Source organism: Pedobacter suwonensis (genome assembly GCF_007833675.1).
GTDB classification, from domain to species: domain Bacteria; phylum Bacteroidota; class Bacteroidia; order Sphingobacteriales; family Sphingobacteriaceae; genus Pedobacter; species Pedobacter suwonensis.
Genome location: NZ_CP031708.1, coordinates 4218399 through 4245291, shown reverse-complemented (window position 1 = coordinate 4245291; position 26893 = coordinate 4218399). Strand labels below are relative to the sequence as shown.

General features: G+C 39.4%; 16 protein-coding genes and 1 pseudogene. 10 read left to right on the top strand and 7 right to left on the bottom strand.

What is annotated here, in order from left to right; translation table 11 throughout:
- Window positions 1-64 precede the first annotated feature (64 nt).
- Window positions 65-2041: a UvrD-helicase domain-containing protein gene (locus tag DV942_RS17490; RefSeq protein ID WP_145859676.1), complete on the bottom strand. Its 1977-nt coding sequence runs from the start codon at window positions 2039-2041 to the stop codon at window positions 65-67.
- A complete protein-coding gene (locus tag DV942_RS17485; RefSeq protein ID WP_222431119.1) occupies window positions 2031-3935 on the bottom strand; it encodes an ATP-dependent nuclease in 1905 nt (634 codons plus the stop codon). The genes DV942_RS17490 and DV942_RS17485 overlap by 11 nt, the downstream gene beginning before the upstream one ends.
- A gap of 185 nt (window positions 3936-4120) precedes the next feature.
- On the opposite strand from DV942_RS17485, the gene DV942_RS17480 reads away from it, so the two are divergent.
- The 6 genes from DV942_RS17480 (at window position 4121) to DV942_RS17455 (ending at window position 10743) form a co-directional block, all read left to right on the top strand.
- The gene (locus DV942_RS17480; protein ID WP_145859674.1) at window positions 4121-6724 is read left to right on the top strand and encodes a CHAT domain-containing protein; all 2604 of its coding nucleotides are present in this window, start codon (window positions 4121-4123) and stop codon (window positions 6722-6724) included.
- 30 nt (window positions 6725-6754) lie between these two features.
- Window positions 6755-7699: a hypothetical protein gene (locus DV942_RS17475; protein ID WP_145859672.1), complete on the top strand. Its 945-nt coding sequence runs from the start codon at window positions 6755-6757 to the stop codon at window positions 7697-7699.
- A 102-nt stretch (window positions 7700-7801) separates the two neighbouring features.
- The gene (locus tag DV942_RS17470; RefSeq protein WP_145859669.1) at window positions 7802-8647 is read left to right on the top strand and encodes a TIR domain-containing protein; all 846 of its coding nucleotides are present in this window, start codon (window positions 7802-7804) and stop codon (window positions 8645-8647) included.
- Window positions 8631-9188, top strand: a complete 558-nt coding sequence (locus DV942_RS17465; RefSeq protein WP_145859667.1) for a restriction endonuclease — start codon at window positions 8631-8633, stop codon at window positions 9186-9188. The genes DV942_RS17470 and DV942_RS17465 overlap by 17 nt, the downstream gene beginning before the upstream one ends.
- Window positions 9189-9688: 500 nt before the next feature.
- Window positions 9689-9922: a hypothetical protein gene (locus tag DV942_RS17460; RefSeq protein WP_145859665.1), complete on the top strand. Its 234-nt coding sequence runs from the start codon at window positions 9689-9691 to the stop codon at window positions 9920-9922.
- 14 nt (window positions 9923-9936) lie between these two features.
- Window positions 9937-10743, top strand: coding sequence for a hypothetical protein (locus DV942_RS17455; protein WP_145859663.1), 807 nt, complete (start codon window positions 9937-9939; stop codon window positions 10741-10743).
- 214 nt (window positions 10744-10957) lie between these two features.
- On the opposite strand, the gene DV942_RS17450 is transcribed toward DV942_RS17455, so the two are convergent.
- From DV942_RS17450 to DV942_RS17435, 4 genes and pseudogenes are all read right to left on the bottom strand, one after another.
- The gene (locus tag DV942_RS17450; RefSeq protein ID WP_145859660.1) at window positions 10958-11281 is read right to left on the bottom strand and encodes a hypothetical protein; all 324 of its coding nucleotides are present in this window, start codon (window positions 11279-11281) and stop codon (window positions 10958-10960) included.
- Between the two features lie 4 nt (window positions 11282-11285).
- Window positions 11286-12344, bottom strand: a pseudogene (locus tag DV942_RS17445) (nucleoid-associated protein).
- 3 nt (window positions 12345-12347) lie between these two features.
- Window positions 12348-15002, bottom strand: a complete 2655-nt coding sequence (locus DV942_RS17440) for a hypothetical protein (RefSeq protein WP_145859658.1) — start codon at window positions 15000-15002, stop codon at window positions 12348-12350.
- A 1102-nt stretch (window positions 15003-16104) separates the two neighbouring features.
- Entirely contained in the window at window positions 16105-17700 is a 1596-nt protein-coding gene (locus tag DV942_RS17435; protein ID WP_145859656.1) for a response regulator, read from the bottom strand.
- Between the two features lie 159 nt (window positions 17701-17859).
- Between DV942_RS17435 and DV942_RS17430 the strand changes: the two genes are divergently transcribed.
- Window positions 17860-18231 carry an Hpt domain-containing protein gene (locus DV942_RS17430; protein WP_145859654.1) on the top strand — a complete coding sequence of 124 codons (372 nt, stop codon included), beginning with the start codon at window positions 17860-17862 and terminating at the stop codon, window positions 18229-18231.
- 147 nt (window positions 18232-18378) lie between these two features.
- Here the strand turns inward: DV942_RS17430 and DV942_RS17425 are convergent, their stop codons facing one another.
- On the bottom strand, window positions 18379-19986 hold the full coding sequence (locus tag DV942_RS17425) for a DUF6377 domain-containing protein (RefSeq protein WP_145859651.1): 1608 nt from the start codon (window positions 19984-19986) through the stop codon (window positions 18379-18381).
- Between the two features lie 292 nt (window positions 19987-20278).
- Between DV942_RS17425 and DV942_RS17420 the strand changes: the two genes are divergently transcribed.
- The 3 genes from DV942_RS17420 (at window position 20279) to DV942_RS17410 (ending at window position 26594) form a co-directional block, all read left to right on the top strand.
- Window positions 20279-21385, top strand: a complete 1107-nt coding sequence (locus DV942_RS17420) for a glycoside hydrolase family 43 protein (protein ID WP_145859649.1) — start codon at window positions 20279-20281, stop codon at window positions 21383-21385.
- Window positions 21386-21577: 192 nt separating this feature from the next.
- Window positions 21578-24736, top strand: coding sequence for a SusC/RagA family TonB-linked outer membrane protein (locus DV942_RS17415; RefSeq protein ID WP_145859647.1), 3159 nt, complete (start codon window positions 21578-21580; stop codon window positions 24734-24736).
- A gap of 4 nt (window positions 24737-24740) precedes the next feature.
- On the top strand, window positions 24741-26594 hold the full coding sequence (locus DV942_RS17410; protein WP_186462336.1) for a RagB/SusD family nutrient uptake outer membrane protein: 1854 nt from the start codon (window positions 24741-24743) through the stop codon (window positions 26592-26594).
- Window positions 26595-26893 lie beyond the last annotated feature (299 nt).

The window sequence follows — 26893 nt, the reverse complement described above, 5'->3', positions numbered from 1 at the left end:
AAAGACAACAGCGAAAAGGGCCGGATAATCAATTGGTGCCTAGTTGAAATATCAATGGGATGCGCTATATTTTTATTATTGTCCACCCTAGCTCACGCATCTGATCAATTGAGTGATCCAAATTACCTTCTGGGACAGCATAACATAAAAGGTCGGTCGCACGCGAAAACCCAACGTACATCATCGTAGCTGATTCTTTTTTTCTGATGCCGCTCTCCTTACATGCATCCTTTCCAGTAAGCTGCGCACAGGATTTCACGCTTTCCAGATCGTAGTAGCAGGTATCGAGGTAGAGTGTCGCTAAGTGCGTTTCGCCTTTTACCGAGTGAACTGTCCCTACCTGCAGTTCGATATCCTTGTAGACAATCCGGTTATGAACGGGCTTAGGTTCATCTTTTATGGCAGAGCTGACTTGTTCTCCAAGAAATTCGGCGGCCTTTTCCTCCAATGTCACCTGAAAGATTTCAGCAAACATTCCGGGCAGGAAGCCTACAAGCTTTTTGTGGGCATCCAAGGGCTTTTGCCTAAGGCAATCTGAACATGCCAGATAGAGTACCGATAGGAAACGCTGGTATATTCCCGGAAAATTAAATTTGATATATCTTACAAATTTCCGTTTCGTGCTATAGGGATCAGGTGGCAGATTGCTCTGAAGTCTTAGGATCTTTAAAATTCCATTGAGTATATTTTTCCGCAGTGAAGAGAAAGTATGTGCTTTGTTTCCACTAAGCACCAGATAGTCGAACAAACTCAAATGATCGATCCTAAGTTTGGACTCTGCAGCTGAATAGCCTGGAAAGTAGTCTTTTATCCTCAACTTCCCATCGTCAGATTCTTTGCCATTCCATCCTACTACTTTTATAGGGTGGACAGACTCGCTGGAAATCTTTCCATCCGCCAGGAAAGTTAGAACAAGTTCAGCAAATTTTGGAATAACGTTGGCTATAGATTTTTTTTCAAAGACAATTAAATGCGGACCAAGATCGACACCCATTCTGAATCCCAAGACATCCACCTGCATTTTTGCGCCGAAAGCAGAAAGGATGCTTGCAAGTTTTGGTTTAAGCCGATGGCTACCTACCAGGGTAAGAGCTTTTTTACGAGTGTTCCAGATTTCTGAACTTTTTGAGCTGCTTCCAAAGATGCACTGGTTAATGTCGCCAATCCGCTGAAAGCAGTTTTTGATTCCTTCTCCAAAAAAAAGTTGTTCCAGAATATCATGCTGGTGGATTTCCATATCCTGCATTTCATCGACAAACACATAGGGAAACCGTAGCCTCAACAATCCGGACACCGATGGAACGCGCAGAAGATAAGATTTGGCCAGAAAATAGGCATCGTCGAAATGCAATATCCCATTTTTCAAGCACCTTGTCTTGAGGGCAAAAAGATAATCCAAAACCAATTTCTTCTCCTCTTTGGTCCAGTCCCTGTAATTGTCTTTTTTCGTGTTTCCCCGTGGTTTGTTCACCTCCAACTTATCTCCATTGAGCTCTTTGACCAGGTAAGTTTCCTTATCATCTTTATCAAAACGGTAGCATAATAACTGATCAACATTCGCACCTCTTATATGCAGTATTTTATTATGAGTTGGTTTTGACTTTTTGGGCAGGCAAAGGTTCAGGTTCTGAAGGAAAACCTGATCATAAATTTCGTTGTCTATCCTGACAATGCTCGAACGGTAAACCTGTTCATAAAAGGGTGCTGCTAGAAACTGGTTAACAAAGCTCTGGATTGTGCCTAAAAAGTTGGGATAGCTGAAAAGTTTAGGGCAATGGATGGCAATCTTGCTGGCGATTTCCTCAACGGCAACATTGGTATGGGAAAGGATTAATACGCCTTCACCGTACGGTAAGGGGAGATGGCGCTCCAGTACTAGCAACTTTGCAAGCAGCACCGTAGTTTTGCCACTCCCAGGTACTGCTTGCAGATCCAATGTTGTGAAATCCCGGATAAAATCAAGACGTTCTTTATCAAAGTGGCCCGTACTCCCGAACAGTACCGTTTCGGCAAAATCTATATCAGCCTGTTCAACTTGCATATGTTATCGCATTAATCAGGTAATCTATACTGGGCTCGTCCTGGATTTTATCTACAGCTTCATTTTTTAGGTTATCGGCAAAGCGTTGTCCAATGATGGATTTAGAAATCTTATCCTTAGCCAGTCCAAGATCGTTGTTACCATTGAGCACATGGTCGTAAATTTTGTATGCAATTTCTTCTTCGTTTTGGGTCCAGTTAGAAAAACATTTATCAACATTTGTAACCGCTAACTGATATTTCTCAAGTGCTAAAACGCCATCGTCCTCCTTCTGCTCTATCAGTGCCTCTAGGACAGATTTGTAGAAAACCTTCCTTAGTTTCAAAGAACGTGCAATGCAATATTCCAAGGTCCAATAGGGAGAAATGCAGGGTTCGACGTTATCCCCCTCATATTTTTCAGTTTTTGCTTCCTGGCTTGAAATGATGAGGGCTTCAATTTCATCTCTTGTCAATTGAACTTCCTCCTGTTTACCATCTGTTCCAGCGATCGTTTTTGTTACGCCAGCTTCGAACGGTTTTACGTCTACGTCTGTCACCACCGCAACCGGCAAGTCCATCACCTTTCCATCCAACCGCTCGAATATCTGAGAATATCTCAAAAATGCGGTATTGGCGATATTTACGATCGAAACCCCGGCCTTTGTCAAGTTGACTCCCATCTTTTCTGCGATAACCGGCAAAATCAATTCCTCAGCCCAGCCTTCTACCAAAATCACCCCTTTTGCAAAAAAAAGATTGGCCTTGGTGACATCCAGAAAACGTTCTAAAAACTTATAGTCTGGCCCTGACAATTTGGTATAATCGGGCCCCATAGGGAAAGCATTGTTATTGGTACAGATGATCAGGTTCTTTAGTTTGGTCTTCGAACCTATATTCGGACTATGGGTCGTAAGGATGAGCTGTATACCCTTGGCTTCATTCTGTAGGGTCTCGATGACCTGTAACTGTATTTGGGGATGAAGGTGGGCTTCGATTTCCTCGACAAGCCCCAATTTAAGACCTGACCAGTCCGCCCGCTGCAGGTGCAGGAGCTCCGATGCTATAAACAACAGGTTATGGCTTCCTAGTCCCAGGTTCATCTCATCCATAAAAAGCAGGCTCAATCCCTCAAGTATGCTTTTTAGCGTACCACCGCTCATTTCAAATTTTGAAGAACGGTCGGAAAAGAGCGTTAGATATTTATCTATCACTTCTTTGAGCAATTGGCCCTTTTTATCATCATCGCCAAGCGTCTTACCGTCTTTGTCAGTGCCTTTGAAATACCCCTCGATCTGGGCATTCAGCTCACCGACCAGACCAACAAAACGGTGGGATTTCTCCTGTCCCTTGAAAGCCTGGTGTCCGGACAATATCTGTGACAGCCTTGAATTTCTTCTAGGGACTAATTCATTTTTGGCATCGCGGAGCGGCTTTAAATAAGTTGTCTTTAGATATTCCTTCGCCTCTACGGTCAGAAGGTGCCCATCAGCCTCGACCCCTGCACGGATATCTGTGGGCAAAATCATTTCATCTCTCCTTTTCACGTCCAGTAGCACCCTTAAGAACGGTTTCATTTTATCTCCTTCTCCGGTGTGGCCAAGCCATTCGATAAAGTTTTTAGCTTCTATATCAGCGAGATCAGAAAACATACATTCGATCCGCAGGCGCTGGCTAGACTGATGAAAATCGTCATAGTCTACCTTTATCCATTCAGACGCATGGGTTTTCAGCACCAGCTTGATCGCATCAATGATCGCTGATTTCCCACTATCGTTTTCACCGATCAGCACATTGACACCATCGCCAAAATCAAGGTCTAGATTTGGCTTATCCAGATCAAAGGTTCCCGGAGTTCCGAATTTTCTGAAATTCCAGAGTTTTAGGTTTGAGAGATACAATAATTCAATGTTCAATCGCAATTTTAATATGGAATTGGCCATATGTTGCAATATCTAAATATAGCATATTAAATTTTCAATGGCTAAACTATTTAGCTCTTGATCAGAAAGTCTGGAAGTTTCGGAAAGTTATCAATGAATAATACGTAGGATGTTTTGTATTTTAGCAATCTCTTTTCACAATTTACGCCCTCAAGTCCATGGAATTCCATCTTAAACTGGCAGATGCATGTAAGCATGGCATCGAAGCTTATAAGCTTTTCTTTGCAAAAATCATCAAAGAGGGATTAGATGAACACAAGATCAAAGAGATTGTATGTTTGCTTGAAGATATCAATGATGATAATCCAAGTTTTGTAAAAGAAGCTGCCTCTTTACAATTGACACTTTCGAAAGAAGAACATGGAAGTACAATTGTAGCAAGCTACTACCTCCTGATAACGGCGTTGATCAAGCTCAAGCTTTTCCATGACATGCCAAATATCCTGAGATTGGCACTTGAGGCGTGCCTGGCCGATGACCATGGTTATCACTATGGGGTAATCATCTGCCAAAACATAAAAAAAAACTTAACGGATAATGATCTTAGCCAAGATTCGATTCTGATCGTTTTAAAAATTGTTTCCGATTATTACCTAAGCATCGACCAGATAGAAGAAGCAATAGCAGTGAAGTTAAGTGCCGTTCGAATCTTTGCTGGTGCAAGGGCAAGCCAATCAGCATATCGTTTGGTAAATGAGATCGAACACAAGGTCATTGACAGAGACAAAGAAGAGTTGTTAGCCCCTGTGTATGCCGCACTTGCGGAGGCAGGTGTCAGTGAAGATGACCATGTTTTTGCAGAAGAGGTTTTTAACAAAAGCCACGCTCTTTACAAAAAATATAAGATCGAAATACCTTTTGGCACGATGACAAACTACGCCACAGTGAAAATTAGATTAAAAAAACCCGAAGAAGCATTAAAAATATATAGGGAAATAATTAAGGGGAAACATGGCCAAATTGACCGGTACCGAGAATTCTTCATCAATTATCATATGGGCATTTGCTATAAAGATCTTGGCAAGCTCCAAAAGGCCGAAAAGATCTTCACAGGACTTGAAGCATTCTCGTTGGAGTTCCAAGTTGCCCTGAAGAGAAATATCGACACAAGTTACATCGAAGGGCTGATAGATTATCTGTTATGCTTTTCATTGGTCCTTGCCTTACAAAAACATTACAGCAAGTCGTTGCTGATATTGCTCAGGTGCATTAAAAATATTGAAATACTACTCTCAACAGTATTTAGACCCCATTTTAAAAGAGGTTTGCGTGAGAAATATGTGAACAGGATCCTATCAATTATAGATTTTCTTGCCGAAGAGCTACCGACCGAAAAACTTTTGCCGATTTTCTGCTATTTGAAACAAAATTCCCAGAGCGACTGGCTGGCTGTAAACAGCTGGATGGAGCATATCAATTCAACCGGGCACGTCCCAACTGAAGAACTCCAAAGAATCAACACCACATTCAAAATTTTACAGGATGAAGGCGGCGTGCTTATGATAGGGTTCAATGAAAAATATGACGATCCCTTTCAAAATCCCAACCTTCTCGAACTTGAGTTAGCACCTGTACCAGAAAATTTGCTTCCGTGGCAGGAATTCGAATCCGCGGCCCGTGCACTTATCACTAAGTATAAGCTTCCTGACATTTATAAAAGGGGTGCAAATGCAATGGCCGAACTTATCCAGGGCAAGATTAAGGAGGGAATTATAGTTCTTTTTGGCTTCTTCAGGTCGAGGGGAAATGTAGTTTATACCATAGACACAGAAAAAAGAGCCAGCTTGGCTGTCCCATACGAACAGAAAGCCAGAAATTTTATCCAATCTACAGGTGAATACCAAAGAGGCGCTAAAAAGGATTCATTCGTAAATGACCTACTCTTCTATACAGAAGAAATCAAATCACATCTTGACCCACTAATTTTGGCCGCTGTGCAAACAGATGCAAAGGGAATTTACTATTTCCCTTCAGTCTTTGATGCCGCATTCCCAATAGTACAGACCCTGCTATCGGATACCAGAATCAGCAGCAGGTTAAAAGTTGGAAATTTTTTCATACAGGTCTGCCCATTGATGTACCAAGCGAAAACGATGGACTTTGATTTCGACAAAGTGGCCATCATCCAACGGGGTGAAAACGCCTTAGAATTATTTCAGGAGGAAGTAGTTGCATTAAAAAGGAATTTTGAACAAGTCTCAGAACACCAAGACCTTCATTCGCTATCAGGGGATGTTGACCTTATACATATCATTTCCCACGGCCAACCGATCTCAATCTTTTCAGATCCTGGATTTTCGACCTTAAATGAAAACCACCTTCACCTTTTCTCTTTTTCAAAAATAGAAAGTAAAAAACTGAAACTGGTCTACTTCAATGCCTGCAACGCGGGAGATACGATTAACAGAAATCACCAAAAAATATACAGTACCCATGAGCTTGCTGGTTTCACAACTGCCTCTTTGCAGAATAATGGAACCCTAGTAATGGCATCACAGTGGCCAACCCTAGACCTTGTGTCCTTTCTTTATGCCAAACTATTCTATAGCAACCTGAAAGAGGACAAAAATATAAGAAGCGCCTATTCAAAAACAATATGGCAGATAAAAAATGAAACCCGAGAATTTTTCGAACAACTGATTAGTGAAATCGCCGATGAAAAGATCCGACATAGAAGGCTTGAGGGTATTTCTATGGCTCCTGAAAAGCCTTTCGACAATATCTTCCTGTACTCAGGAATGCTCCTTTATGGATTAATCTGAATAAACTGACCGCCAACTCATTCTAAAACCATGAAATACATTGACTTCATCCAAATTAAGGACATCAAGGAAAAACTACTAAAATTATCGGGAAGTTTTCGAAAGGAAACCTTTTTAATAAAAATAAATCATACACCAGATTATGACATGAGTAATTATGCAGGCGATTATGGAAAGGAGTATATTTTCAAAAACCAATGGAAACTGACCAGTCAAATCGAAGCGGTTATTGATTTCACCTTCGACAATCAAAAGATCTTTCACAATGATGATTTTGTTCAAATGGAGATGGAAAGCGGATCTAAATTTACTCCAGGTAGAGAGGAAGAATTTCTGAACTACCTATATATGCACCATCAAGATGTTTTGTATCAGAACGGCCATGACACAAATGATATGGACGAATTTAAGTTTAATTCGATCCGTGTCGCCTCAATTGCCAATAAATCGAGGTCATTGAAATATGAAGGGACATTTTTTGGGGATTCTATGTCCATTGACCCTTTGGATTGGTCAGTTTACTCATGGGTTACTATAAGATATGTACCTAATCTATCCTCGATCTTTTTTTACGAATCCTTACTTGGAGAAAGCTATTCACTATACCTTGAAAATAAATTGAACCTATCCTTTTTCATGCTATTTTCCAGCTTCGAATGTTTTGTCAACTCATTATCTCCCGCAGTCCAAATTGGTCTGTCAGAAGAGGAAAACCGTTTGAGGGTGAAAATCTGCAAAGCATTCGAATTACGTTTTCAAAACCTAACCACCCATGAGATATTTCAATCACTAATGCCAAAATTTACGGCAATCAAGGATAAGAGAAATGACATAGCCCATGGAAAACAGCCAATTTCCATTACTCAAGATTTTTTGGGCATGAGCTATTTTTTCACACTAATCTTCATTATCAGTCATAGAGAGCAGGTCAGTACCTTTTCCGATCTGAAAAAATATGTAAATTTAAACAGTTAGTACCCAAAAGGTAATTCTTCGACACTGGTTGGATAGTTACCGTTGCTAAAATATCGACACAGGAAATAAAAATATTACCTTTAGTAACAAACGAGATCAATTATGAGAAAAGCAAAAATATTTTTGTCATACGCCATGGCTGACGAAAAGAAGGTGGATTTTTTAAGGGATAAACTCGTAGAAAACAATTTTGAGATACGGAATGATTCCGGAATAGCTCCAGGTACGAGTTGGCATGATATCATTTCTTATGAATTGAACGCAAGCGATTTTCTTGTAATATGTCTCACAAAAAAACTTTTTAGAGATGGCAAATTATCTTTTGCTTATGATGACCAGTTTCTTGAGGATGCAAAAAAAAGAGATATCGCAATTATACTGGTACTTCTTGAAGATTTGATCATTCCAGATAATCTAAAACAGTTTAAGTATGTTGACCTCAGGGAGAATAAATATGCCGAAGCTGACTTGCTGATCGAAAAGATTAAATTTCGAAGCTCCATCACTTTCGATAACCTGAGTCCTAAAAGGTTTGAAGACATGATCTTCGACCTGCTTTCAAAACTCAATTTCCTGAACATTCACAAAGAGACTACCAAACTAGACAAAGGAATAGATTTCATCGCCAACTATATTGAACAAGACCCCTTCGGAAGAAAAAGGAAAGAAACATGGCTGATCGAGAGCAAACTCTACCGTCAGGAAAGATTTAGCCTATCTTCACTCAAAGACATGTTGGCTAGGCACAAATATGTTTCTATAGATGATACTAAGCTTTTACTGATCACCAATAGCCTTTTAACTTCCGTCGTAAGAGAATATATAGGCGAGCTTCATCAAGCTAATGGCATTGATCTTAGAGTTATCGACGGAAATGACCTTAAAGATATCATTGCCGACAACAAAGCCATTCAAATCAAATATTTTGCAGATGAGCAGCTTAGTTAACGGTTTCATAAAGAGATTGGACACCTGCCCGGCTGGAACCGCTGGCTGGAGACAGTTCGAAACATTGTGCCTAGAAATATTGGAATACCTTTTTGTCCCCTCATTGATCAATCACGGTCCACAGGTTTCAAGCTTTTCTGGAATTGACAGAAGAGACGCAATTTTTGCCAATAGAAACTTGGGCGCCACCACCGATCCACTTTTACGGAACTGGTATACGCTTTATCTTGAACTACAGGCAAGAATGATTGTTTTTGAATTCAAGAACTACGAAAAGGAAACTGTTGGCAAGGATGAAGTCAACCAGACAAGGAACTATATCAAAAAGACAATGGGCAAATTAGCCATCATCATAACCAACAAACCAGTTGACGATAGCGCAAAGACGCAGCGCAATATAGTCTATAACCAAGAAGAAAAGGTCATCTTGTTCGTTACCAAAGACAAGTTGAAGGAAATGCTGTATATGAAAGAACGTGGCGATGAGCCATCAGATCTCATCATGCAGTTATTGGAGCAATTCTATATCCAACATGAATAAGCGAGTATTGCCAGTGATATAGACAAACATTTTTGATACTAGATTTTTGTATTACGGATCAGCCTGTCCCAAATCCATTCTGATGGATTATACATGTGGAACAGCTACTTTTATCCATTCCAAGTTTCCCACTACCATTTCTCTAAAAACAAATCTTGAAAACTCACTAAACTGTGGCATGTAGCTGCCCGTTCGCTGCTAGCAGAAACTAAATCATCACTATTAATTTTAATTGCGTTAACATAAGTTTTGATTATGCCAAGATACTAAATCTCCTATAGAGAATTAAGCGGGATCATATAGTTGATAATGAAACCGTTTTTCGATTAACTGGACGATTATCAAGCGCAATTTTGATAGTTTCTATTTTTTCTAGAATTATCATTTGATAGGACATTAAATATAGAAAAAGTTCGTATTGATCATGTAGTTGTTAAGTTTGTGGGTATTATTCGATGAGATGTAAAAAACAATTTGTTATTTTTGTATATTTATTTATTATGTCAGTTAAAGCGAAGATAGCTCCCAGAGGGAGAGGTAAATGGGCTACCAAAGATGGGTTTGCTTATTTGACCAAAAAGATTCTTGTTGATAAGGCAAAGAGTGCGGGAAAGGTTGCGGCAAAAAATGCAATGGAGGTAATGGGTTTTGTGGTGACGGTAAAGGATGGCTGGGTAGTGCGTGAGCATAGTGATGGTAGAGTGGAGCAGATAGAAAAATTGCAAACTATTTAATTGTTGTTATTGCTTTGTCTGAAAAATCACCTTCTCAATTAAGACTCAGGGTATTTGCTGGGCCAAATGGTTCTGGTAAAAGTACCATCATCAAAAAAATCCGTGATACTCAGGTTAAAGAGGGCGTAAAACTCGATGTGGGTATTTATATCAATGCGGATGATATTGCACAAAATTTAAAAAAGGGAAAGTTTAGTTTTGGCCCTTATGAGGTAAATTGTTCGGATCCTGAACTTGCTGATTTTGCAGTTTCGCAGGGTTTGCTTTTTGGTGGTTTTACTAAGGAGGAACTGTTACGCTCTTTTGCTATTGAAGGCAAAAAGCTAAAAGTTTTACTTATGGGTAATCTTGACCGTCTGGCGCAGATTATAGCCAGGTTTCTTCGTCATGCTTTGATCCGGGCGAAGAAGCGTTTCTCATTTGAAACGGTGTTTTCCCATAAGTCAAATTTGGATGATATGCGTTTGGCCGCGGAGGCGGGATATAAAGTTTATCTTTATTTTGTAAGTACAGAGTCTTCCGAGATAAATAAGTTCCGTGTTGCGCTGCGGGTGAAGGAGGGGGGGCATGATGTTCCGCCGGAGCGGATTGAAAGCCGCTACTACCGTTCTCTGGACCTGCTTTATGATGCTGCCGAAATTGCCTACCAGTCCTTCTTCTTTGATAATTCCGGAAATTATGAACCTTATAAAGTAAGCGGACATTTTAAAGTAATTGGTGGTGTAAAAGAATGGGACAATATACCGGATAAGGATGTCGCCATTTGGTTCACCAAATATTATCTGAATAAAGCTAAAGATAAGTCTGACCAACAAAGCTGAACCAGTGCTTTCGAATGAATAAGATAAAATTTCAAAGCAAAGGCCCTATCGGGCCTTTTGTATATGTGAGCCAAGCAAACCTAAAAAGCGCTGAAAGTGGGAAAGGAAGAGAGCAGGCACCCTTAATCATTTCAAACTTGACAACTTATTTTAAAATCTCTAATCTTAGCGTGATATTTAATTTGCCCACCGGACAACAATTATATTTGCTAGGCTAGGTTTTATTATATTTTGATAATTGCTCTGTTAAATAGGTTTGCATCATTGACTGCAGTTGGAGTGTCAGTAACTTTAAATCCGAATCATTTAAATAAATGACTTGACGAATAGGATTTCCCTCATCATCCCAAAATTCATTTTCAAAAGTGTACTTCTGATTTTCATACAACTTCAAGGTCAGCATATTATCTGTATTTAATTCATTCAGCGTTAGACATGAGTATTCTCCATCTTCGTTGCCGCCAAAACCAAATACTAACTCATTATTAAGTTTATAAGCTATAAAATCATGCAGTAATTTTTTGTAATCATTTTCCATTTTTTTACTCTTCTTCCCTGAAATACACCTTATAAAAGTTCATCGATTTATCATCATCATAACCTCTTTCAATCATATCCTTATTTCCATGGATGTAGATATGAAAGTTCTTATCAAGCTTTAGTACACTTTTATAAGTACGAGCCTGTTTTTTCACCGCAGACTCGGCAATTTCAAAAGTATCGGCAATTGGCGATTCATACTCCTGCTCGTAATTTTTCTTGTAAGTTTTAAAAGATTCGATCCCTTCTGCATTACCAATTACCTCATTTCCAAATTCCTCAATATCGAAGGTTTCTTTTTCTTTAAAATACTTCATTGAGCGGTTTAGCAAATCAATTTTATCTGCTTTGCTTATTTCATAATCATCATCAAGTTTTTGGGTTACAAAATTCTTGTAAACGCCTAAAACATTATTGGTTTGGTTATAACTATCGTTTCGTATTTTCAGCTTAAGGAATTCATCTTTCCAGTAAACAGCACTTTCGTTGCTACTTTTAGATTGATCTAAAACCACAACTTTATAACCATCTGTTTTGTTGATATTGAAAATCAAACAACCCTTATCAAGTCTATTTATGCTGATGGCTTCCTGTTCATAACTCATCCCAAAACCATCAAGTTCGGAATAAACCTTGAGGTAAGTATCTTTTGTTTCTGACTTAAAAATACCAATTACATCAAGCTGTTCACCCTCAATCTGTACCTTCTCAAAATAGGCTACATACATTTCGCCTGATTTAATTTTCGGATGGTTGGCTACATCAAAAAGGTGTTTTGCGAGTTGCTGTGAGTCTTCATGAAAAAGCTGATTGTTTTCAAAAATCTCAGTCGCAAAGTGATATACTTCATTAAGCTGCAGGTTATCATTTGGGTGATAAAAATGATAAACTTCATTAACTTTCTCAAAAGGCTTTATAAAAAACTACATCAATAAATTATTCAATAGTTCATCATCAATTTTTAATGGCGCATCAGACAGTTTGTAATATTCTTCAACTAATTTATTGCCAGTATAGTGAATTGAAAGTTGTTTAAGCGAAGCTTCGAAAAATGAAATCATTAGTTATATTTTATTGAATTTTCTTAATAAATAAATCTTAAGATCCTGAATCTCTCTAGAAAGCATTTTCTCAAGTTTTGGGATGTCCCGAACCTTATGTTTAACATGATAGCTTAGATGTAAAAATGGCTGGGAGATAAATTCCCCATCCATAACTGGCTTAGATTTTAAGGCATCCGAAAAATTGAACTTCACATTATAGTAACCGATTACTCCTTTTACTTCAAACTTGTAGGTAATCGATAACTCCTCTAGCAAAATAATTTCTTTGAAAAAGTCCTCCGATAACTCTTTGATTCCCTTCAGATTCTTTCCTCTAAAAAGAATAACCAAATCTTTGTCGGTTTTATCCTTATACTCATCTGGAATAACCTGTGTATCATCAAATATGAATTTCAAAGACCTAATATCCTGATCAACAAAAAATTGTGTGGGTTTGATATCCGTAAAACTCAGCAGAAAATTTACCCGTTCTTTATTGGAATCAAAGTCAGAAAATTTGATGACAATCGTATCATTCTTAATCATGTCTTTACTCAGCAACTCCTTTTTTATTTGCTCGACTATTCTGTTGGCAATACTTTTTCCGTCTTTCGAATTTGTTTCAATTGTATTTATGACCAATTTATCTCCATTCTTTTTATAGCTAACCCTAATCAAATCCCATGTAGTATTCACCGCAACTTGTTTAGTCAGATCTTTCTTCTCAACATATGATGAAAAGATAAATGTACCTGGCTCCTGAGGGTCTTCTTGGAAAACAACTGGATCATTCAATTTTGCCTGCAGACCATTTGTTATAGCTGAAAAATCAGGTGAGATTCTCAGAAAGATCTCCTTTATTGATAAATCCGACTTTAGAGGTACAAATATGGGCACACTATTTACTGGCCTTTCTTTAACGTTAATCAAATTGATAAATTCCATTAGTTCCTCTGGACTGAATAACAGGCTAACCATCAAATCAATTATCCTTTTTTTATCTGAGTTTTTTAAGAAGATACCTTTAAGGTTTAAAAATAATTTTAGATCACTCGCCGTAATATTATCTGTTCCAAGTATCGGTTTTAAAATATCTCCATATGGTAACTGTTCCCTGAATACTGAATTAATTTTAAGTTCCCCAATCTTACTTAAGTCATTGACTTGAGAATTTTCCGAATTCTGAGCAGCTAACTTAACATCTTTTAAATTAGCCGAAGTGATTTCGTAAAGGAACTTTTCGACTTTAATTTTGCCGAAAATATCAGGATTAGCAAATGACCTAATAACTTCATCAACCTGATATTTATATTTTGAGTCATAATCAGAAAAATATATGATATACTCATTGGATAAGCCGGAGGTAAGCTTGATCAGAAACCAAATCAATCGCTTTACTCCTTCCCTACTAAACTTGTCCGCAGTGAATAATAAGACACTTATCTTCTCGTTATCTTCTTTAATGATCGGCAGAATATTAGTATTGATATATTCTGGAGGAAGTTGGAATTCCCTTTTACCAATTTTATCATAAGCTGAGTTAAATTCCGTTATTGGATATAAAAATTTAACTGGCAAATTTTCTCGGTATTCCCTTGCAGTAGCGATTGCACTTATTATGAAATTTGCTTTCGTATTGTCAACTAAAAAATACTGCTGATCGACACCTAGAAATTCATAACGAAAATCTGATTGGACTTTGGAAATGAAATTGATGGTATCTTCCGAATTATCATCCACGAACCATAAAAGAATATTAAAAATTGAATGTCCCTTTTCATCAGAAATCCTTCTATTCTGTTTGTAATTATTGGTAATTCTATTTGAAACGTTGAGAAAATTAGTGATCTCATGTCTAGGTAAATCTGGATACTTAAAATCATGGATCGAATTGATAAAAATGTGATTGGTTACATCATCTTTCAGCTTACTTTCAAACTGAAGATAATAATCTACTTTTGCTGTAGCAGTGCTAAGTGTTTTTTCATCATAGTATTTTTCGACCGTACCATCAGAGTAAGATGACCAACCGATTAGATTTAGAAAGTTAGTGACAATTTGCTCTTTGAGACTTGTTCCCTCAGCCTCTTTTATAGGCAAATACTGTATTAGTGGATTTCTAACCACATATTTTTCAATCTCTGAAAGCCATTCAACCATCTGGTGCTCAAAATCTTGTCGATTAATCTCAATACCAAAAACTGATTTCTCACTTAAATCATGATTCAAACTATTGAGCATTATTTCGATAATTTTTGTCGAAACCTTTGGTCTGTTCCTATTTTCGAAAAACTGATTAATCTTGACAATAGAATTGTTTTTCAACAGTTCAAAGTCCAATGGGTATTTCTTTATATCTGCCTCATCAATATTTGAATTTTTATTAAGTTTTTCGTCGACATGACCGATGACAATTAGCTCATATGAATTTGCATCTTGCGATGCTTTCAATAGTTTTAGCCAATTCGATGCTTTGGAGTACGTAATCTCATTCTGTGATGATTTTACCTGAACTACCTTCGTTTCTTTATTTGGGTATTTCCATATGATATCCACCTTTTCGGACTCATTAGTAGGCTCTAGGCAAACGTTTTCCCAATCTTGATTTTCGAAACTATCTAATACCGTTACGATGCTTTGGAGCAAATACCCTCTAATACCAGCATTTCCAGACATATATTTGAATTTGAATGTTGTTGTTTTTGAATTAAATTATTGATTAGAATTCACCATGATTTTAGCTAATTAGACTTAAGATATAATTAGATGGCTAAAATGATTAGGATAATTTCATTAAAAACTTATATCTTAATACCAATGAGACTGTGGTTACAGTTCCTAAAAGTTAAAGCAAGAAATTAGGCATTTTCACCGAAAACTTTTGACGTTCTTCCAAACTTAATACCACTACTAAGCATAGTGGACAGTGATTAATTTTATTAAATGCTTGGCCAGAAAATGACGTGTAAGAATTATTATTCATAATGAGAGTTTAATTGATATGCCTAATATATGAACAATAACTTGAAAGCAATTGACAAATTCCAAGTAAATCAGATACACACGACAATACTTTTAAAAGGCAGGTTTAAGAAACATAACTTCTCTGCATGATTCCTATATATTGATAAACACACTATCGGTTATTTTTGCAAAAAAATTAACCTTCATTTTTGACCATCAAGATAATATGATCTACTTTGTTCCCTAATTTTTTTTTCATATCCAAACCACCTTCCGACATGTAATAATCGGCTACTACTCAGATGAAAGTATTAGGGAATAATGATCAATCTTTCTTTTTCTTTCTATACTGACCCTCGACTTTGTTTTTTAAAGTTTTCTCAAAATTTACTACCGCTTCGCAATGCTCAAAGAGGTTCGAACTTCCACGGATTGACCCTACTAATTAATAGCTCATCGAAAGATGGGCTTTTTTTGTTTAGATCTATTTATAATTAATTGGCTTTTACCATCGCGAGACGCTAAGAGTAGATGGGCCAAAATATTCGTCACATGGCAAAAGTGATTCAAGGATTACTGATTAATCTGAATATCTAAACATCCGAAGCATTGGTCACAAAGTCAAATTTATAATAGCACTTTCTCCGACATAACATTTCGTAAAAAGCTTTCAAGATCAACGCTTGTTAAAGCTGGATATTAAACAGAAATTAAATCATTAAGGCTCAATCAATTCGAACAAGACTGAGGGCAGAAGATTGACAACCCAATCGATCAGGAAATGGAATATATTGGCTATAGATTTATTAAAATGCTATAAGTGATCCTTATTTAGCAGCTTATACAGTTGTGAATATAAGGTTTCTGGTTCAATCGGCTTCTGGATATAGGCATCTATCCCAACATGGTCTCCAGCTATCCTGTCTTCATCCCTGATAAATGCAGAGAATGCCATAATAGGGATGTACCTATTGTGTTCAGATAATTCATTTCTGATTTTTCGTGTAGTCTCTACACCGTTCATCACGGGCATATTGATATCCATTAGTATCACATCATACTGTTTTGATTTAGCTTTAATATAAGCATCCAGTCCATTTTCGGCCTCATCAACCTGAATATTCCATTCTGATAATATTTGTTTAGTCACGAACCGGTTAATTTCGTCATCATCAGCAAGCAACAAGGAAATATTGCTGAAAGATTTTAAAAACCGCTCTTTACTTTCAGCTAATTTAGCTACTTCAACTTTGTTATTCACTTTGTACCAGTTCGTAAAGGTAAAAGTTGTACCCACTCCAACGCTGCTTTCCACATTCAGGGTGCCTCCTTTAAGTTCAACCAGTTTTTTAACAATTGGTAAGCCTAAACCAGTAGAGCCGAATTTATCAGCCATGGGGCATTCCAGCCGCTCATACCGGTTAAAGATCTGACCAATTAATTCATTAGGAATACCGATTCCGGTGTCAGAAACAGAAAAGTTCAATAATATCTGCGATTCTCTGACTTCGGAGATGGTAACCTTCACATTTACACCACCGTATTCGGTAAATTTAATCGCGTTATTGACCAGGTTAATTAAAATCTGATTGAGCCTTAAGGTATCTGCCATCACAACTTCTGGTATGTTTTTATCAACAGAACATGATAAAACAAGATTTTTGCTTTCTGCCAGGGGCCGGGTCAGCTCACATATATCATTAACCAGTCTGCTCAAATCGGTTTCCACTTTATTCAGTTTCACTTTCCCGGCATCAATTTTCGATATATCCAGAATGTCGTTCACTAACTGAAGCAGAAGCTTAGAGGAATAAGTCAACATTCCCAAAAGTTTAGCTTGGTCAGCGTCCAATCTGGTGGTTTCCAAAATGTGTATCAGCCCCAAAATAGCGTTTAATGGTGTCCGTATTTCATGGCTCATATTGGCCAGGAAGTTTTCTTTTGCCAGTTTACTCTTTTCTGCAATAGAAACCATCTCCAACAGTTCTTTCTTATACTGTTCCAGCTGATGATTTTTATTATTGATTTCCCGCTGTTGGAGGATTAGCTTGGTAATGGAATCTACCTTTGCCACGGTGACATGTAAATCAAGAGGCTTAAAGAGATAATCAACAGCCCCAAGCGTTAAACCCTTCACCACATCGTTGGTATCCATGGAGTAACCTGTAATCAAAATCACCATTACCCCGCGTGTTAATGGGTTATTCTTTATAGACTCGAGTAGTTCATACCCCGATAGTTCTGGCATATTCACATCTATCAATGCAATATCAATAGAATGATCGATACACATTTGCAAACCTAGTTTTGGAGATGTAGTAACGTAGCATACAATATCGTCTCGTTTTAGCGCAGTTGCCAAGATCTTAACATTATTATAATGGTCGTCTACTATCAGGATATTTATCATTCGAAAGCATATTAAGCTTTTTAAACAATCTTTTTGTTACATTGTTTCAGATAAGTTACACATCTCACTATAACAGATTCATCCTACATCGTATATATTTAATTCAAAAATATAAATAGTACAGAATGAGAATATTTAACCCTAAGATCAGCTTCGGATATGTGTGATTCAAACAATGTCGATAAACCATTAAACCTTTCCTATCTTGAAAAAATTTCAGGAACCAATACGAAGTTTATCATTACCACAATTGATCTTTTCAATTCGCATATACCAAAGCTAATGGAGGAAATAGATGATGAAATTGCATTACAAAACTGGGATAAAATTGCGTTTCTCGTACATAAAATGAAGACTTCATTTGGCTACCTGGGTAGAGAAGATATTATTGAAGACCTTTTAGAAATAGAACAATTTGCGCTTACTAAGGTAGGTGTGGGAAATATAGTATTCTGCTTTGGACACGTAAAAGCATCCATTAATAAACTGAGCGCACAATTGATTCATTACAAAAACCAACTCGCAAATTAATGCTTAAGCAGGAAAATGACTAAGTTGGCAAGTAATTAAGAAGCTTATATTGACTATATCATTTGTACTTTAAACGCAGGGAATATAAGTTGACATCCAGCCATTGTGAATCTATGTTGGAAAATGTATTTGCAGTTTGTTATATCATTAGCGGTCATCTGTAAATTTAATTTCCATTATCTTTTGCTCAAACTGTTCCGGGGCAACCAAAGCTTTTGCTTTCATACGGGCCTTATAGGTATAAACGGTATTTACGGTATAATCCAATATACGGGCAATGGTTTCCGTATCGCTAACTCCCAGGCGGATCAATGCAAAAATACGAAGTGAGGCAGTGAGCATTTCACCCTCTTTTAGCTCAATCTGCTCATCAGGCCTTAAAAGTGCATTAAACGAGGAAACAAAGTTGGGGAAAAGGGTTAAAAAAACCCTATCCAGGGTATTGAACAATTGATATTTCTCTTTCTGTATATGAACATTTCCCAGCACCTGGGTTGCATCCTGATATTTCCCTAATTTAATATTGTGCTGAGCTTTGCGTTTAACCTTATCAAGCGTTTCGATATAAGATGAGCAGGTTTTAAAAAACAGGCCGATGAGTTCTTCCTTGATCCGGGACGATTCCCAGAGTTTGCTGTTCACGTCTTCAAGTTCTGTATTCTTTTCTGTAATGATCAGATCGTTTTTTTTGATATGAATCACCTGTTTCCGGAAAAGTACCAACTGGAACAGCAAAACCACCGCCACCAACACGAAAATCACAATTCCAATCCAGAGCATTTCCTTCTCATGTTGCTTTTCTTCTATCAGTCGGCTTGCGATTAAGGGCAATACCGATTCGATTTGTGCCGCCCTGTTTCTGGTTCCATAAAAAGCAGCATTTCCGAGCGCCTCCTGCATACAGATATAAGCATCATCATTCCGGTTCATTTTAAAAAGTTCCTGTCCCAGTAAAAATATGGCGAAAGTTTCTTTAGTAGCCGACCGGATATCGTTAATTGCCGCAAGGGTGAGTAACATCAGCTTATCATCACCTGTGTAGGCATGGCTAATTCTGGTAGCGACTATGGCAATCTGATGCTCTGATAAACCGTGAGTCAGTAGATATCGGTAATAAAACGCTGCGTCTGGTTTTTTATCCTGCTCAGCCGGGGGCAGAAAAGCAAGGCTAATGGTTTTTTCAAGTTCACCAGGATTGATCAAAGTCCCCGCCTTTTTGAATGCTGCCTGGGCGGCTTTGCGGTAGCCCACAGCATAATATGCGTCATTGTCGTAAGCGCCGATTTCATCGAAAAGCATACCACGTAAATTAAGGTAATCGTAACGTAACCTGCCCGGGAGGCCAGCCGTGTCGATCTCTGCAATTGTTTCAAAAGCCTCCTTGTAAAAGCCCGACTTCACCAAAACCGTAGCCAGGCCCATCTGGCTTTGAATGAGGTAGTGCTTACCGCTTAACTTTTTTGAGAGGGCAATCAATTTATTACCGTTGGTAATTGCAGAATCAAAACGAAAAGAACTGTACTCATTGAACAATCCTGACAACAATTTGTAACGATCAAGATAATCCTCAGCAGGAACAGTTGCGAGCTGTGTACGCAACCTTTCAATTTTTTGTTCTTTCTGCCGGATATAATTGTTTTCTGCTGAGAGTTCTCTTCTCAGTAATTTCCATAAACTGTCCACTTTCGATGTTTGTGCACTAACTGCCAGAACATGGACCAGCAATATGATTATTACAAAAATTTTCTTTATCATGAATATTTCGGATGGCCGCCAGCCTGTTACATAAACATACAGCAAATTCTGATCTATGCTGATATGGCATTACAATATTAGGGTTTAAAATTAAAATGACAGCATTCCGTTACCTAAAACGGGTTGAAAACAGTTTTGATTTTCAAGCGACGATATGAACACAAATATCTGTTATACAGATATTTAAAAATTATACAATCTTGATTTGAGGTAGATCAGCCTCTGGATCGGAATGATACCGTTTTTTGATCGCTACTTTTGGTCAACCAAATAACCAACCATTCCAAGCTTTATGAGGAACAAATTTCTTATTTTGATGACTGCGGGACTTCCCCTATTATCCACAGCCTGTCAGAAAAGTTCTCAGGGAGATACGACGATCAACACCGAACAAGGTGCCCTTGTAAAATACTTCCAAAACCCATTGGTAAATGGCGATCATGCCGATCCTTTTGTTGCCCAAAAAGATGGAAACTACTATTTTCTGTCTACCAAGGGTAACCGTGTGGCTATAGCCAAAACGAAAGCGATGTCGCAACTGGCCAATGCCATTGAAACAACGGTTTGGACACCCCCTGAAAATACCGATCACTCAGCTGACCTTTGGGCCCCGGAACTGCATTTCTTAGCAGGAAAATGGTATATCTATGTTGCCGCGGCACAAAAGGGGGTAGATGACAGTAACCGCATGTTTGTATTGGAAAATGAAAACGCAGACCCAACCCAGGGAATCTGGAACTTTAAAGGCAAAATCGCCGATTCAGGAAATGATCAATGGGCGATAGATGGTTCTGTTGCTACCATAGGGAATAAAAACTATTTCGTGTGGTCAGGCTGGGAAAATCCTACCGAAAAATATAAACAATATATTTACCTCGCCCCCATGTCGAACCCCTGGACGATCAGCGGACCACGAATCAAGATATCATCACCAACAAATGACTGGGAAAAATGGGAGCCCACTTTTCTTGGCGCAGGTGTAAACGAAGGGCCGATTATGCTGCAACGCGATGCCAACAGCCCCGTATTTATCATCTTCTCTGCCAGCCGTTACAGTAGTGATAATTACTGTTTAGCACAGATTCAGTTGAAGACCGGCAGCGACCCGGCAATAGCAGAAAACTGGATCAACAAAAAACAGGTATTTGTGAAGAGCGATAAAAATTCAGTTTATGGCCCCGGACACAACGGTTTTTTTACCAGTAGCTTCACCGACCAGAACGGTATGGTGAAATCTGAAAATTGGTTTATCTACCACGCCCGCAGCACACCAAATAACCCGGGTCAGGCCAGAACCACAAGAATGCAACAGCTTAGCTGGAAAGCAGATGGATCACCCGATTTTGGAACCGCCATTAGTACCGGGATTAACCTTCCCTGCCCTATTAACGAACAATAAGCCAATTAACGAGCAATTAGCACTGTGCCATTAAACATGGCAAGACGGCCTGCCTATTACTTTTTTTTTATTAACCCGCTATTTAGATAAACGATTTATAAACCCCAAAAATGCTTCTACTGTACAGGAGTATGATCGCATTAACTATGCTAATTCAGATCATTTAATTAAGCAAATCCTTTTAAACCAGTTATGAGAAAACTTTTACATTACAACAAAGCAGGAACTGCTGCCAGGACCATTAGTCTTGCTAAGCTGTTTATTATTTTCATTTTATTCCTTTGTTCCTCAGCCTACGCAAATGCCAGGTCTGATAGCGGGAAAAAAAACGATCCCGCGATGTTTTCAGCAAACACCATGTTGAAAGATATTGAGGTCCGCGGAAGTGTAACCGACACCAGCGGAGTTGGTTTGCCCGGCGTAGTGGTCAGCGTAAAAGGCCGCAACGGTTATGGTGTAGTAACCGACGTTAATGGCGGCTACATGATCAAAGTTCCGGAAGATGCAACCCTGGTATTTAGTATGGTGGGTTTTATAAGGCAGGAGGTGGCAGTTGGTTCGAGGGAATTTATTGCAGTCAGGCTACGCCAGAACCAGGCCATGTTAGAAGACGTGGTAGTAGTGGGCTATGGTACACAACAGAAGAACAATGTTACCGGCGCCCTTACTTCGGTTACCTCAAAGGAACTATTACGAACGCCAACCGCCAGTTTAACCAACAGTCTTGCAGGGCGTTTACCGGGACTGTTAACTATACAAAGCAGCGGCGAACCCGGAGCCGATGGATCAGCACTTTACATCCGTGGATTCGGCACTTATCAGGGCAAAAGCCCGTTGGTACTGGTTGATGGTATAGAGAACAGCATTGATGGTATTGATGCTAATGATGTAGAAACCGTGAGCGTTTTGAAAGATGCAGCGGCTACGGCTGTTTATGGGATGAAAGGCGCTAATGGCGTTGTGCTGGTAACTACAAAAAGAGGGAAGACGGGTAAACCGCTAATTTCACTCACCGCACAGACTTCACAACAGCGCCCTTTCAATATGCCAGAATACCTCGATTCATTCGATGCACTCAGCTTATTCAGAGAAGCACTGAATAATGACGGGCTCAATGCCAACCTTTACACGGATGCATACCTCAATAAATTCCGCGACCGCAGTAATCCTACTTATCAGTACCTCTATCCAAATGTAAACTGGACAGAAGAATTGATTAAACCTTCATCAATGATGAGCCAGGCCAATCTAAATGTGAACGGCGGCTCCTCAACAGCGAGGTATTTTGTATCGATGGCCTACCTGAAACAGGATGGGTTATACAAATATGACGATTTGAATGCTTACAATATCAATGCGGTGATGAACAAGTATAACTTCAGGAGCAATATTGATATTGATCTTTTGCCTACACTGAAGCTTGAGCTGAATCTTTCAGACATTGTCCGCGATAGAAACTATCCAACTGAAACCGCAGGCGCATTCTGGTCTGAGATACGCAATACACCTGCATATATCTATCCTTTAAAAAACCCTAATGGTTCAGTATCCGGACAAAAAGACTCTCCGGCCAACCCTTACGGCCGTTTAACGCAATTCGGATACGGGCGTTTTTTCGAAAATACATTAAGTTCCATTATCGGCTTTACATTAAAACTGCCTTTTGTTACTGAAGGATTGAGCTTCAGAACACGCTTCGCTTACGATGCTCAGAACTTTAGGAACATTACCCGCCAACGGAATTATTCTACCTATCGTTTTATCACAAACGAAAATGAAACGGACCTGAGCAAAGGACGTTACGAAGAACTGACCACTGGCGATGGTTTGCTCGGCTTTAATATTGCGGCCAATGGCAGCCGCAAATCGACCTTTGAAAGTTATCTGAACTACGACAGGACGTTTGCCCAAAAACATGTTGTTTCGGGTATGCTGCGTTATAACCAGTCACAGAGTTTTCTGGCCACCGCCACTGCTGATGGCGCTATTGCCGCGCTGCCCTACAAACAGCTGGGCCTGGTAGGCAGGATCAATTATTCATTTGACAGGCGTTATGTACTGGAATTCGATGCCGGTTATAACGGTTCTGAGAACTTTATGAAGGGAAGGCGTATGGGCTTTTTCCCTGCGGCATCTGCTGGTTGGATCCTGTCTAATGAAAACTTCCTGAAAGATTCTAAACTGGTAAGCCTGTTAAAATTAAGAGGCTCTTATGGTATTGTTGGCGTAGATAACAGTGTTGGCCGTTTTGCCTATTTAAGCACCTGGCAAACCGGAAACGGAAGCGGCTACCGATTTGGCCTGGCAGCCGATGGAGATGGTTATTCAGGTGCCCAGGAAAGTGCTACTGGAAATTCATTCTTAACCTGGGAACAGTCAAAGAAAACCAATATTGGCTTGGATTTCGAACTATTTAAAGGGCAGATCGCTTTTACAGGTGATGTTTTTACCGAAAGGCGCTCGCAGATCCTGACCACAGCAGCCATCATTCCAAATGTAACAGGTGTTCAAAATCTACCGGCCATAAATGCAGGTATTGTAGATAACAAGGGTTTTGAAGGAGAACTTACCTTCCGCAAACGTTTTGGTAATCATAACCTGATGCTCCGGGGTTCTTATTCGTATGCCACAAACCGCATACAATATGCTGCTGAACCAGTATATGCATTGCCTTACCGCGGATTGAAAGGCACACAGATTAATGAAGCTTATGGCTTAACTGCAATTGGCCTGTTTAAGGATGCGGCAGATATTGCTGCAAGCCCGACTCAGCAATTCGGTGCCGTACGTCCTGGGGATATCAAATATCTTGACCGTAACCGGGATGGTGTGATTAACAGTCAGGATGAAGGTTACCTTGGTCAGGTAACCACCCCCAAATCGATTCTGGGTTTAACCCTATCCTATACTTACAAAAACTTTGACCTAAATGTTCTTTTTCAGGGTTCCGGCGGGGGAAAAGTTTGGCTAACTGGTACTTCTGCATGGGCTTTCTCGAATAACAGCTCAGTATTGGCAGATTATATGGATAACCGCTGGACAACGCAGAATCCTGATCCAAATGCCAAATGGCCAAGATTATCATCATCTAATAATGTAAACAACAATCAGAATTCAACATTTTGGCTAAGATCATCCAACTATGTGCGGCTTAAAAATGTGGAGGTGGGTTACACGCTTCCTAAAAACTGGGTTAAAAAAATCGGTCTGACCAATATCAGGGCTTTTGCCACCGGATCAAATATTTTTACCTGGTCCGAGATGAAGATTTTCGATCCGGAGCGTACCAATGGCTTTGGAGACTACCCTCAAATGCGTGTAATCAACTTAGGAATAAATGCTTCAATGTAATCCCATGAAAAATATAACCAAGCTGCTGTTGGCAGCACTATTAATCAGTAGCACATCCTGTAAAAAATATCTGGATGTTGTTCCTGCAGAATATTCAAGTGAGAATGATGTTTATAACAACATCAACCTGACAGAGCAGGCCCTGGCGCGCCTGTACAATGCCCTTCCCAATGAGTTAACCTCTCCTTTAACGGCTGCAACTGACGAAACTTACCATCATTGGTTCGACAATGGAGAGGCGGTAGATGCCTACAAATATAATCTTGGCGCCTGGAGTACCAATGATAATCCATACGGTAACTGGTCGGGAAAATATCAGGATATCCGCAGGGCGAATATATTTATCAAGCGCATAGATGCTGTTCCGGTACCGCTCGACCGGGAAAGTTATTATGCGATCTGGAAACCCCGTTATAAAGCCGAGGCACGTTTTCTTCGCGCCCAGTTTTACTTTGAGCTTTTTAAACGCTACGGAGCAGTTCCGCTGATTACGAGTGCTAATGATGTGGATCCTCAAAACCTGGAAGATACGCAGGTATCACGCAATTCGGTGGATGAGGTAGTTAATTTCATTACCTCAGAATGTGACGAAATTGCGAATGTGCTGCCCCTTGTGCAGGAAGCCGCACAAACCGGCCGCATTACCAGGGGCGCAGCGCTGGCATTAAAAGCCCGCACCCTGTTATATGCCGCGAGTCCACTATTTAATGGCAACCCTCTTTACGCCAATGTGCAAAATAAAGATGGTAAAGTTCTTTTTAACCGCAGCTATGATAAAGATAAGTGGAAAAGGGCTGCTGACGCAGCGAAAGCAGTTATTGACCTGGGTATTTACAAATTGTACAGTCCTTTTCCTGACAACCCTGTTCAGAATTATGCTGCACAATTTTATACCCGTGATTACACCGAGACTATTCTGCAGCGGATCCTTGGCAACTCAACAGATATTGATGGCAACTATCTGCCAAACGGCGCTCCCTTTAAAGGAAACGGGAAACTAACGCCCTTACAGCAATTTGTTGACGCTTATGAGATGAAAAATGGTTACCCGATAAACCAAACCGGTTCTGGCTATACTACAAGCGGCGTTTGGAATGGACAGTTATGGGATGGTTTGAAATTTCAGACGGTAAATAATATATCGAACATGTATAAAGACCGCGACCCGCGGTTCTATGCCAGTATATTTTTCCAGTACGACGTATGGAGGTTCGATGCAACCAAACGCCCGGTACGACTGGCCTGGTATGGTGCGGGCAACGGAATAACCGATGGTTGGGCTACTGGTAAGCCGGGTACTAACCCATGGGGTTATAATGTGCGGAAGTTTTTATCGCCTAGTTACGACAGAAATGCGAATTCAGGTACCGGAACGCGAAATTTCCCGCTTTTCCGCCTGGCAGAAATTTACCTGAATTATGCAGAAGCCATGAATGAATACCTGGATGCGCCAGACCCATCCGTTTATCAATACCTCAATCTGGTTCGGAGCCGGGTGGCCATGCCAAACTTACCGATCCTGGCAGCCGACAATACTAAAGCGGGTATGCGAAACCGTATCCAAAATGAGCGAAGGGTGGAACTGGCATTTGAAAGCCACCGGTTCTGGGATGTAAGACGATGGCTGATCGCCAAAACGGTGGATAATGTACCAGCACTGGGACTAAATGCACGTCCTTCGGCAGCTGAACTCAGCAGTACAGGGCTGGATGTATCAAGCGAAGCGGCGGGAGTGGCGGTATTTTATAAGACTGTTGTTTTACAAAACCGGGTATTTGCAGATAAGCACTACCTTATGCCCATACCACAGGCAGAAATTGACAAAGATCCTAACCTGGTACAAAACTATGGCTGGTAAGCGTACAAAACCAAAACGGATACTCATTAGCAGATGAATTCAACGCCTCCGGATTATTCTCAAATCCGGAGGCGTTTATGCTATTTGTTCAGGTAAATCCTGATATGCGTTATTTGAACATACCTAATCGGCAAAGTATTTCGGTAAAGGATGATGTACCAAACATATTACAAATGAACTGTTTTATATACATTTTTTTGACAAGAGTATTTTATTAAAATAATAGAAAAATAAATATAAAAATCTGAAAAACAAGTTTTTAACCATTAAAATTCGGGCGTTGGCATTTTTTTGGGATG